13 protein-coding genes, 1 pseudogene and 1 riboswitch are annotated in these 10990 nt (G+C 67.2%); all 14 genes and pseudogenes read left to right on the top strand.

Going from position 1 to position 10990, the window contains the following annotated elements; genetic code table 11:
- Nucleotides 1-171 precede the first annotated feature (171 nt).
- A complete protein-coding gene (locus A8M77_RS22270) occupies nucleotides 172-1002 on the top strand; it encodes a lytic transglycosylase domain-containing protein (protein WP_086923690.1) in 831 nt (276 codons plus the stop codon).
- 41 nt (nucleotides 1003-1043) lie between these two features.
- Nucleotides 1044-1171: riboswitch (ZMP/ZTP riboswitch) on the top strand.
- Nucleotides 1172-1213: 42 nt separating this feature from the next.
- Nucleotides 1214-2461: a serine hydroxymethyltransferase gene (glyA, locus tag A8M77_RS22275; RefSeq protein WP_086923691.1), complete on the top strand. Its 1248-nt coding sequence runs from the start codon at nucleotides 1214-1216 to the stop codon at nucleotides 2459-2461.
- A gap of 30 nt (nucleotides 2462-2491) precedes the next feature.
- Complete coding sequence (gene nrdR / locus A8M77_RS22280) at nucleotides 2492-2935, top strand: transcriptional regulator NrdR (RefSeq protein WP_086923692.1); 444 nt, start codon at nucleotides 2492-2494, stop codon at nucleotides 2933-2935.
- A 172-nt stretch (nucleotides 2936-3107) separates the two neighbouring features.
- Nucleotides 3108-3824 carry a GspH/FimT family pseudopilin gene (locus A8M77_RS22285; protein ID WP_086923693.1) on the top strand — a complete coding sequence of 239 codons (717 nt, stop codon included), beginning with the start codon at nucleotides 3108-3110 and terminating at the stop codon, nucleotides 3822-3824.
- A gap of 35 nt (nucleotides 3825-3859) precedes the next feature.
- The gene (gene ribD, locus A8M77_RS22290; RefSeq protein ID WP_086923707.1) at nucleotides 3860-4957 is read left to right on the top strand and encodes a bifunctional diaminohydroxyphosphoribosylaminopyrimidine deaminase/5-amino-6-(5-phosphoribosylamino)uracil reductase RibD; all 1098 of its coding nucleotides are present in this window, start codon (nucleotides 3860-3862) and stop codon (nucleotides 4955-4957) included.
- Between the two features lie 45 nt (nucleotides 4958-5002).
- Nucleotides 5003-5656, top strand: coding sequence for a riboflavin synthase (locus tag A8M77_RS22295; RefSeq protein WP_086923694.1), 654 nt, complete (start codon nucleotides 5003-5005; stop codon nucleotides 5654-5656).
- Nucleotides 5653-6813 (top strand): bifunctional 3,4-dihydroxy-2-butanone-4-phosphate synthase/GTP cyclohydrolase II, encoded by a 1161-nt coding sequence (gene ribBA / locus A8M77_RS22300; protein WP_086923695.1) that lies wholly within the window; start codon nucleotides 5653-5655, stop codon nucleotides 6811-6813. Before A8M77_RS22295 ends, ribBA begins: the two co-directional genes overlap by 4 nt.
- Nucleotides 6810-7280 carry a 6,7-dimethyl-8-ribityllumazine synthase gene (gene ribH / locus A8M77_RS22305; RefSeq protein WP_086923696.1) on the top strand — a complete coding sequence of 157 codons (471 nt, stop codon included), beginning with the start codon at nucleotides 6810-6812 and terminating at the stop codon, nucleotides 7278-7280. Before ribBA ends, ribH begins: the two co-directional genes overlap by 4 nt.
- A gap of 10 nt (nucleotides 7281-7290) precedes the next feature.
- On the top strand, nucleotides 7291-7824 hold the full coding sequence (nusB, locus tag A8M77_RS22310; protein ID WP_086923697.1) for a transcription antitermination factor NusB: 534 nt from the start codon (nucleotides 7291-7293) through the stop codon (nucleotides 7822-7824).
- Nucleotides 7825-7906: 82 nt separating this feature from the next.
- Nucleotides 7907-9106, top strand: coding sequence for a pyridoxal phosphate-dependent aminotransferase (locus A8M77_RS22315; protein WP_086923698.1), 1200 nt, complete (start codon nucleotides 7907-7909; stop codon nucleotides 9104-9106).
- Nucleotides 9103-9567, top strand: a complete 465-nt coding sequence (locus tag A8M77_RS22320) for a tol-pal system-associated acyl-CoA thioesterase (RefSeq protein WP_086923699.1) — start codon at nucleotides 9103-9105, stop codon at nucleotides 9565-9567. Before A8M77_RS22315 ends, A8M77_RS22320 begins: the two co-directional genes overlap by 4 nt.
- The gene (tolQ, locus tag A8M77_RS22325; RefSeq protein ID WP_086923700.1) at nucleotides 9564-10280 is read left to right on the top strand and encodes a protein TolQ; all 717 of its coding nucleotides are present in this window, start codon (nucleotides 9564-9566) and stop codon (nucleotides 10278-10280) included. Before A8M77_RS22320 ends, tolQ begins: the two co-directional genes overlap by 4 nt.
- A 16-nt stretch (nucleotides 10281-10296) precedes the next feature.
- The gene (locus A8M77_RS22330; RefSeq protein ID WP_086923701.1) at nucleotides 10297-10734 is read left to right on the top strand and encodes a biopolymer transporter ExbD; all 438 of its coding nucleotides are present in this window, start codon (nucleotides 10297-10299) and stop codon (nucleotides 10732-10734) included.
- A gap of 3 nt (nucleotides 10735-10737) precedes the next feature.
- Nucleotides 10738-10990: pseudogene (locus tag A8M77_RS22335) on the top strand (cell envelope integrity protein TolA); the annotation flags it as partial.

Here is a 10990-nt window from a genome sequence, read left to right on the forward strand (position 1 = left end):
AGGCCGGGATTGCACCGATACCGCCGCCGAATCCTTTCGGCTTACATCAGACGTCCGCGCACCCTCACTTTTCGCGCGGAACCTGACTCGTACCCATCCACAAGCGCCGTCGCCTTCCAGCTCCGCCTTCTGGCGTTGCCATCCGGGTGCCGCACAGAAGGAGGAAGAGCGATGAAACAGGCGTTTGGCGCCACAGCCCGTGGGCTGCGGACTTTCATGTCCGATGTGGCCGAAGGCTTTTTCGAAGTGACCCACAACGGCTTCGCCCTGCTCGGGCTGGCCACCGTGTTCGCCGTGCTGGCGCTGCTGGCGCGTCCGGACCTGCGCCAGTCGGGCGAGGAGCAGCTCATGGGCTGGCTGCAGTCGCGCAAGGCGCCGCCCGAGGCGACCGACCTCGAACCCACGGCCATCGACCGCACCACGGCGGCCAGCCCCCACGAGTTGCCAAAATCGCAGGCGGCAGTCGCCTATTGGCTGAGCAAGAAATACCGCGTGGCCGTCGAGCCGCTGAGCGTGCTGGTGGCCGAAGCCTTCGAGCTCGGCAAGAGCACCAAGCTCGATCCCACCCTGATCCTGGCCATCATGGCGGTCGAATCCAGCTTCAACCCATTTGCCCAGAGCCACGTGGGTGCCCAGGGCCTGATGCAGGTCATGACCCGGGTGCACGGTGAGAAGTACGAAAGCGCTGGTGGCACGCTCACCGCGTTCGACCCCGTCACCAACATGCGGGTCGGCGTCAAGGTGCTGCAGGAATGCATCGCCCGTGCGGGCTCGCTCGAAGGCGGGCTCAAGTACTACGTGGGTGCCGCCAACCTCGCCGAAGACGGGGGTTACGCGAGCAAGGTGCTGGCCGAGCATGCACGCCTTCAGCAGGTGATCGCAGGCCGCGCGCCTTCCACGGCGCCGACGCCGCCCGGCATGCGGGCCCAGCCGCTGCCAGTGGTCGCACCGGCCAAGCCGGAATCCGGCAGCAATCCGAAGGTGGCCCTGGCGGACCTGTAATAGGCCCTCTGGGCGTCGGCCGCATCGCCGTCAGCTACACTCGGACGGCGCGCGACTGGCGATAGGCGCGGTGCCCTTGCAGGTGCCCTGCGCTGACGTGGATGACCACTGGGAAGCGCGCCGCCTGCGGCATGCGGCAGGCGTTCCGCCGTTCGCCTGGGCAGCCCTTGTTTGGTTGAAGAACAAGGACCACCGTTCTCAAAGGACTGCCATGTATCACCGCCAGACCCTGGTCGAACAGACCGATCCCGAAATCTGGGCCGCCATTCAGGCCGAAAACGCCCGCCAGGAACAGCACATCGAGCTGATCGCGAGCGAGAACTACGCCTCGCCTGCCGTCATGGCCGCACAGGGCTCGCAGCTCACCAACAAGTACGCCGAAGGCTACCCCGGCAAGCGCTATTACGGCGGCTGCGAGCACGTGGACGTGGCCGAGCAGTTGGCCATCGACCGCGTCAAGCAGCTCTTCGGCGCCGAAGCAGCCAACGTGCAGGCGCACTGCGGCGCCTCGGCCAACGAGGCCGTGATGCTGGCCTTCCTCAAGCCTGGCGACACCATCATGGGCATGAGCCTGGCCGAAGGCGGCCACCTCACCCACGGCATGCCGCTGAACATGAGCGGCAAGTGGTTCAATGTGGTGAGCTACGGCCTGAACGAGAAGGAAGAAATCGACTACGACGCGATGGAGCGCAAGGCACACGAATCGATGCCCAAGCTCATCATTGCGGGCGCCTCGGCCTACTCTCTGCGCATCGACTTCGAGCGCTTCGCCAAGGTCGCCAAGGATGTCGGCGCTATCTTCATGGTCGACATCGCCCACTACGCCGGCCTGGTGGCCGCGGGCGTCTATCCAAACCCCGTGCCCCACGCGGACGTGGTCACCTCCACCACCCACAAGAGCCTGCGGGGCCCGCGCGGCGGCATCATCCTGATGAAGTCGCAGCACGAGAAGGCAATCAACAGCGCGATCTTCCCCGGCCTGCAGGGTGGCCCGCTAATGCACGTCATCGCCGCCAAGGCGGTGGCCTTCAAGGAGGCGCTGTCGCCGGACTTCAAGGCCTACCAACAGCAGGTCGTGACGAACGCGCGCATCGTCGCCGAGACGCTCACCGAGCGCGGCCTGCGCATCGTCAGCGGCCGTACCGAAAGCCACGTGATGCTGGTCGACCTGCGCGCCAAGGGCATCACCGGCAAGGAAGCCGAGGCCGTGCTGGGCAGTGCCCACATGACGATCAACAAGAACGCGATCCCCAACGACCCCGAGAAGCCGATGGTGACCAGCGGCGTGCGCATCGGCACGCCGGCCATGACCACGCGCGGCTTCAAGGATGAAGAGGCGCGCATCACGGCGAACCTGATCGCCGACGTGCTGGACAACCCGCGCGACCCGGCCACCATCGAAGGGGTGCGTGCCAAGGTCCATGCGCTGACCAGCCGCTTCCCGGTCTACCGTTCATAACAAGGCCATAGCCACCGCGCCGGCATCCGCATGAAGTGCCCTTTCTGCGGCCATCTCGAAACGCAGGTCGTCGAGACCCGCGTATCGGAGGATGGCGACTTCGTGCGGCGCCGCCGGCAGTGCAGCACCTGCGAAAAGCGCTTCACCACCTACGAACGGCCGGATGTCAACTTCCCGGTCGTGGTCAAGAAGGATGGCAGCCGTGCCGACTTCGATGCCAAGAAGGTGCGCGCCTCGATGATGCTGGCGCTGCGCAAGCGGCCGGTGAGCATCGAGCAGATCGACCATGCGCTGCTGCGCATCGAGCAGAAGCTGCTGTCCAGCGGGCTGCGGGAGATCGAGTCCACCAAGGTCGGTGAACTCGTCATGCGCGAGCTCAAGCGCATGGACAAGGTGGCCTACGTGCGCTTTGCCTCGGTGTACCGAAGCTTCGAGGACGTGGACGAATTCCGGCAGTTGCTCCGGGATATCTGAGCGAACCGCGCCGGCGCTGTCGAGCCTCGACCGCCCACTTCTTGCAGGCGACAGGTCGCGAAGTCACCTTTGACACAGCAGACAGCTGCCTGAACAAGAAGCTGTCGAAATGTTACATAATCGCGCCCATTGATTAAATTGCCACGTCAAGGCAATTCATTGGGAGGCGATCGTGAGATCGATTTTTTCAGGCGCTCAGACGCCAATCGGGCATTTTCTTGATGCCGCGGCCCGGACATGCTCTCCTTCGGTCGGCTACCGGGACCGCGCAAGCGCTACTCGGCAAACGTCGACCAGGAAACGGGCGCCCCATCGTCTCGCGTTGCGCGGATTTACCTTGATCGAATTGCTGGCGACCCTCGCCGTGATCGCGACGCTCATGTTCATCGCAGCCCCTAGCTTTCTGGCCTTTCAGCGCCGTTCCGAGCTTGCTACTGCCACGAACGACCTGTTGATCTCCATTACGACGGCTCGCGGAGAAGCGATGAAGATGGGGATGACTGCGATAGTCGTACCCCAGAACGGCACAGAATGGGCCAGCGGATGGATTGTGTTCCTCGACAAGAACGGGGATCGGACTTTCTCAGCAGCAGACGACAGGCTGGTGATGACGCATGCCGCGCTGCCCAGCTACTTTGCAGTCGATGCAAATGGAACCGCAAGCCAAGCAAGCGCACCCTACATCATGTTCGATGGATACGGATATCCCAAGACCAAGTCCGGTGGGTTCGGCGCGCTCACCATCGGCATCACGCGCCAGGATGTCAAAGACGCCGCCAAGCTTGATCAAACCCGTCACATTAAGATTGCCTTTGCCGGCCGCATCCGATCCTGCCAACCTACCAGCCTTTCAGATGCCAATTGCACACCGCCGTTTTCCAGTGAATGACTGACCTCAGCACCTCGAACCCAGCCGGCGAGGCGATGCAACGCGCGCTGGAACTGAGCGCTTCGGCCCGATTTCTATCTCACCCGAATCCGCATGTCGGCTGTGTGATCGTCTCCTCGGAGGGAAGCCGATTGGGGGAAGGCCACACCCAGGCGCCCGGCGGTCCGCATGCCGAGATCATGGCTCTCCGGGATGCCGAGACTCGGGGCTATTCCGTTGCTGGCGCCACCGCCTACGTCACCCTCGAGCCGTGCTCGCATCATGGCCGTACCGGCCCTTGCTGCGACGCACTGATCGCCGCAGGCATTCGCAAGGTCGTCGCATCACTGACCGACGCCAACCCGCTGGTGGCAGGCCAAGGCTTCGAACGCCTGCGCGCCGCTGGCATCGAAGTCGAGGTTGGTCTTGGTGCTGCGGAGGCACGCGAACTCAACATCGGCTTCTTCAGCCGCATGGTCCGAAAAACGCCCTGGGTTCGGCTCAAGGTCGCCGCGTCGCTCGACGGCAAGACCGCCCTGCCCGACGGCACCAGCCAATGGATCACATCCGAAGCCGCGCGCGCCGACGGCCACGCCTGGCGCGCACGCGCCGGCGCCGTCCTCACCGGCGTCGGAACCGTGCTGGAGGACGATCCACGGCTGGATGTGCGACTGGTCGAGGCACAGCGCCAGCCGCCGCTGGTGGTGGTCGACAGCCAACTGCAGACGCCTCACACCGCGCGAATCTTCGAGCCCGCCCGGCCAGTCTGGATCTACGCCGCGACGCCCAACGCCGCCGCGTGCGCCGCTTTGGAAGCCCGCGGCGCAGAGGTGCGCTACCTGGCCAATCCCCACGGCAAGGTGGACCTCGCTGCCATGCTGCGCGACCTCGCCGCGCGCGAGGTCAACGAGCTCCACGTCGAAGCCGGCCACAAGCTCAACGGCTCCCTGATGCGCGAAGGCCTCGTGGACGAGCTGCTGCTCTACATGGCGCCCAAGTTCCTCGGCGATGGCCTGGGCATGGCAAGTCAGCCGTATGCGGCCGGCGCGCTGACCCGCCTGGACCAGGCCCTGGCGCTCGAGTTCAAATCCCTCGAGGCCATCGGCCCCGACCTGCGGATCATTGCCCGCATGGCGGGACGCGATCGGTTCTAACGGCCCGCCGGGGGCGGCCTATCGCATCTCTGCGAAAATGCCGCGATGTTCACCGGAATCATCACCGGCGTGGGGCGCATCGCCGCCGTCCACGACCTCGGCAGCTCTTCATCCCACGGCAAGCGTCTCGGCATCACGGTGCCTGCCGGCTACCTGGACGACGTGGGCCTCGGCGACAGCATCGCGCTCAACGGCGCCTGCATGACGGTCACCTCCCTCGAGCCGGCTCAGCAGCTGTTCACCATCGACATCTCGGCCGAATCGCTGGACAAGACCGCCGGCCTGGCGGAGTCCGGCGCCCGCGTCAACCTCGAGAAAGCGCTGCGCGCGAGCGACCGCCTCGGCGGCCATATCGTCTCTGGCCACGTGGACGGCATCGGCACCGTGAGCCATTTCGCGCCCGTGGGCGAGAGCTGGGAACTGCGCGTGGTGGCGCCGGCCGCCCTGGCTCGCTTCCTCGCCTACAAGGGCTCGATCACCGTCAATGGCGTGAGCCTCACCGTCAACCGCGTGACCGACGGCGCCGATGGCAGCGAGGTCAGCATCAACCTCATCCCCCACACGGTAGAGAACACCGCACTGGGCAGCCTCCAGGCCGGCAGCCGCGTGAACCTCGAGATCGACACCGTCGCGCGCTACGTGGAGCGCATGCTCCAGGCCGGCGCCCTGCCCTCTTCCCCCAAGGACCCCACGCCATGAACGCCGCCGTCACACCCATCAATGCCTCGCGCAGCGGCCTCGCGCCTGCGCCCGTGTCCCCCGTCGAAGACATCGTGGCCGAGCTGCGCGCCGGCCGCATGGTCATCCTGGTCGACGAGGAGGACCGCGAGAACGAGGGTGACATCGTCATCGCGGCCGACCACATCACGGCCGAGTCGATCAACTTCATGGCGCGCCATGCCCGCGGCCTGATCTGCCTGACGCTCTCCCGCGAGATGTGCGAGCGGCTCAACCTCCCGCCGATGGTGGCCCGCAACGGCGCCAAGCATTCCACCGCCTTCACCGTCTCGATCGAGGCAGCCGAAGGCGTGACCACAGGCATTTCCGCGGCCGACCGTGCGCGCACCGTGCAGGCCGCCGTCGCCCCCAACGCGGTGGCGTCCGACCTGGTGCAGCCCGGCCACATCTTCCCGCTGCAGGCAGTGGATGGCGGCGTGCTGATGCGCGCCGGCCATACCGAAGCCGGCTGCGACCTCGCCGCCATGGCCGGCTGCTCGCCGGCCTCCGTGATCTGCGAGGTGATGAACGAGGACGGCACCATGGCGCGCCTGCCCGACCTGCAGCTTTTCGCCGCCGAGCACGGCCTCAAGATCGGCACCATAGCAGCGCTGATCGAGCACCGCAGCCGCACCGAATCGCTGATCGAGAAGGTGGGCTGCCGCGAGATCCATACAGCCTGGGGCTGGTTCACTGCCCATGCCTTCCAGGACAAGCCCAGCAAGGGCGTGCACCTGGCCCTGGTACGCGGCAAGTGGAACAGCGACGATACCGTGGACGTGCGTGTGCACGAGCCGCTGTCGGTGCTGGACGCGCTGGAAGTCAATCGCTCGCTGCACTCCTGGAGCCTCGACGCCAGCCTGGCCCACATCGCGGCCCAGGGCAAGGGCGTGGCCGTGTTCCTCAACTGCGGCGAAACCGGTGCCGACCTGCTCGCCCAGTTTGACGGCACAGCACGGCCCGCGCAGGCGCCCGAGCGCGGCCGCATGGACCTGCGCAGCTATGGCATCGGCGCGCAGATCCTGCGCGCCTGCGGCGTGCACCGCATGAACCTGCTGGGCACGCCTCGCCGCATGCCCAGCATGGCGGCCGGCTTCGGCCTGGAGATCTCGGGCTACATCTCGAAGGAAGAACGATGAAGGATGCGAACAAGGGCAGCGCCGCCACCCTGGACGGCAAGGGGCTGCGCATCGGGATCGTGCAGGCGCGCTTCAACGAGGACATCACCGACGCGCTGGCCAAGGCCTGCCTCGGCGAGCTCGAGACGCTGGGCGTCGCCAGCGAGGACATCGACCACCTCGACGTGCCGGGCGCGCTCGAGGTGCCTGTCGCACTGCAGGCCCTGGCCGAGCGCAACCGCTACCACGCGCTGATCGCGCTGGGCTGCATCATCCGCGGCGAGACCTACCACTTCGAGCTGGTGGCCAACGAGTCGGGCGCAGGCGTGAGCCGCGTCGCGCTCGACTACCGCATCCCGGTCGCCAACGCCATCCTCACCACCGAGAACCTCGAACAGGCGATCGCGCGCCAGACCGACAAGGGCCGCGATGCGGCACGCGTGGCGGTCGAGATGGCGCGCCTGCTCGGGCCCTCCGGCAGTCCCTGACCCTGTTTTCATGACCGACGACACCAAGACCAGCGGCGAACGGCCGCGCCAGTCCCGCACCGGGCTCACGAGCACCGGCGCCCGCAAAGCCTCCGCCAAATCCACGCGCAGCCGCGCGCGCGAGTTCGCGCTGCAGGCGCTCTACCAGCACCTGGTGGGCCGCAACGACGCGGCCTCCATCGACCAGTTCACGCGCGACCTGTCCGGCTTCCACAAGGCCGATGCCGCCCACTACGACGCGCTGCTGCACGGCGCCATCGCCACCGCGACGGAGCTCGACGCGCTGATCGTCCCCCTGCTCGACCGCAAGCTGGAAGAGATCTCGCCGATCGAGCACGCGGTGATGTGGATCGGCGTCTATGAGTTCCAGAACTGCCTGGACGTACCCTGGCGCGTGGTGCTCAACGAATGCATCGAGCTCGCCAAGGAGTTCGGCGGCACCGACGGCCACAAGTACGTCAACGCGGTGCTCAACGGCCTCGCGCCGAAGCTGCGGCCGGCCGAAGTGGAGGCCGATCGCGCCAGCGGCAAGGCAAGGCCATGAGCGCAGCGCCGGGCCGCCCCAAGCAAGCGAACGCCCCCTCGGGGGGCAGCGAGGACACGCCAGTGCCGAGCGTGGGGGGCTTATGAGAATCGCGAGCCGCGCGGAGCGCATCGAGCCCTTCTACGTGATGGAGATCGCCAAGGCGGCCTCCGCCCTGGCGCGCGAGATCGCCCACACCGACCGGCCGATGATCTTCCTCAACATCGGCGAGCCCGACTTCACCGCGCCGCCGCTGGTACAGGAAGCCGCGCTCCGCGCCGTACGTGCCGGCGCCACGCAGTACACCCACGCCACCGGCCTGGACGCCCTGCGCGAGCGCATCAGCGGCTGGTACGCCCAGCGCTTCAACGTCGATGTGCCGGCCCGCCGCATCGTCGTCACCGCCGGCGCCTCGGCGGCGCTGCAGCTGGCCTGCCTGGCGCTGATCGAGGCAGGCGACGAGATCCTCCTGCCCGATCCCACCTACCCCTGCAACCGCCACTTCGTGAGCGCGGCAGAAGGCCGGGCGGTGCTGGTCCCGACCACCGCGGCGGAGCGCTTCCAGCTCAGCGCCGCCAAGGTCGAGACAGCCTGGACCGAGCGGACGCGCGGCGTGCTGCTGGCTTCGCCCTCCAACCCCACCGGCACCTCCATCGAGCCCGGCGAGCTGCGCCGCATCCACGAGGTGGTGACGCGGCGCGGGGGCATCACACTGATCGACGAGATCTACCTGGGCCTGTCCCACGACGACACTTTCGGCCAAAGTGCGCTGGCCATCGACGACCAGATCATCAGCATCAACAGCTTCAGCAAGTACTTCAGCATGACGGGCTGGCGCCTGGGCTGGCTGGTGGTGCCAGAGGCGCTGGTGCCGGTGGTCGAACGGCTCGCGCAGAACCTGTTCATCTGCGCCAGCACCGTCGCCCAGCACGCGGCCCTGGCCTGCTTCGAGGCCGAAAGCATCGCCGAGTACGAGCGCCGGCGCGCCGAGTTCAAGGCCCGTCGCGACTGGTTCATCCCGCAGCTCCAGGCCCTGGGCCTTCAAGTCCCCGTGGTCCCCGACGGCGCCTTCTATGCCTGGGCCGACTGCTCGGCCTTCGGCGAGAAGCTGGGCATCGCCAACAGCTGGGACTTCGCCTTCGACGCGATGAAGAAGGCCCACCTCGCCATTACCCCCGGCCGCGACTTCGGCTCGGCCGAGACCGCCCGCTTCGTGCGCTTCTCGACCGCCAGCTCGATGGCGCACCTGCAACAGTCGGTGGAGCGGCTGCGGGCCTGGGCCGGCTCGGCGGTCGCGGCATGAGCTTTGCATTCCCGATCCGCATCTACTGGGAAGACACCGATGCCGGCGGCATCGTGTTCTACGCCAACTACCTCAAGTACATGGAGCGCGCCCGCACCGAATGGCTTCGCTCGCTGGGCATCTCGCAAGGCAAGCTGCGCGAGGAGACCGGCGGCATCTTCGTGGTCAGCGAGACCCAGCTCAAGTACCATCGCCCGGCCCGGCTGGACGACGAACTGCTGGTCACGGCCGAGCTGCGCCAGGCCGGCTCCGCGTCCCTGATAATCGCCCAACGCGTGCTGGCCCGCCCGGCACACCCCCCCGCCGCCAATCCCCTGGCCGATGCCCCGTTGCTGTGCGAAGGCACCATCCGCATCGGCTGGGTCCATGCAGACACGCTGCGTCCCGCGCGCATCCCGCCGCAGGTTTCGGGAACCCTCGCGCCCCATGCCGGCTCCATGTCTCAACCTCAGACGCCATGAATCAAGACCTCTCGATCCTTTCCCTCCTGCTTCATGCCAGCCTTCCGGTGCAGCTCGTGGTGCTGCTGCTGGTCATCGTCTCGGTCGCCAGCTGGGCGGCCATCTTCCGCAAATACTTTTCCCTCAAGCGCACGCGCTCCCTCAATGAGGACTTCGAGCGCGAGTTCTGGTCCGGCACCAGCCTGAACGAGCTGTTCTCCTCGGCGGCCCAGCACGCCAAGTTCGCCGGCCCGATGGAGCGCATCTTCGCCTCCGGCATGCGCGAGTACCAGAAGCTGCGCGAGCGCCACGTGACCGACGCCGGTACCCTGCTCGACGGCTCGCGTCGCGCGATGCGGGCCAGCTTCCAGCGCGAGCTGGACGCGGTGGAGCAGAACCTCTCCTTCCTGGCCACCGTCGGCTCGGTCTCGCCCTATGTCGGCCTGTTCGGCACGGTCTGGGGGATCATGCATGCCTTCACCGGCCTGGCCGCGCTGGCGCAGGTGACGCTGTCCACCGTGGCGCCCGGCATCGCCGAGGCGCTGGTCGCCACCGCCATCGGCCTGTTCGCCGCCATCCCGGCCGTGGTGGCCTACAACCGCTTCGCACGCGAGATCGACAAGATCGCGATCGGCCTGGAGACCTTCATCGAGGAGTTCTCCAACATCCTGCAGCGCAACCTGACCGCGCACATCGTCAACCCGGCCTCGATGGGACCGGCGACGGTGCGCTGAAGCCGGAGGAAAACCCATGCCAGCCATGTCCTCCCGCGGCCGCGGCCGCCGAACGATCAACGAGATCAACATGGTCCCGTTCATCGACGTGATGCTGGTGCTGCTGATCATCTTCATGGTCACGGCGCCGCTGATCACGCCGAGCGTGATCAACCTGCCGACGGTGGACCGCGCCAACAAGCAGCCCGACCGCCCGGTCGAGATCGTCATCAAGAGCGATGACGAAGTCCAGATCAAGAAGGACCCGTCGACCGGCACCGGCGCCCTGTCCATCCCCATGGCACAGATCGGCAGCGCCGCGCGCACCGCACAGAGCGGCGATGCCCAGCGCCCGGTGGTCATCAGCGCCGACAAGTCGGTCAAGTACGAGACCGTGGTCAAGGCGATGAACCAGCTCAAGCAGAGCGGCATCGAGCGCGTCGGCCTCTCGGTGCAGACCACGGGCGCGAAATAAGCCATGTCCCTGGCCGCCGATCGCCCCGAGTTCGCGCCGCCGCCGCAGCGCGGCACCTTCCGCGCGCTGCTGCTGGCATTGATCGCCCACGCGCTCCTGATCATCGCGCTGACCTGGGGCGTGAGCTGGCGGCGCGAATCGGAAGATGCCGCGGTGGAAGCCGAGCTCTGGTCCTCGACCGTGCAGCAGGCCGCGCCGCGTGCCGTGGCACCGACGCCACCACCGCCGGCGCCCGCCCCCACACCGGCACCTCCGC

Origin of the sequence: Variovorax sp. JS1663 (genome assembly GCF_002157355.1) — a bacterium.
Taxonomy (GTDB): domain Bacteria; phylum Pseudomonadota; class Gammaproteobacteria; order Burkholderiales; family Burkholderiaceae_C; genus Variovorax.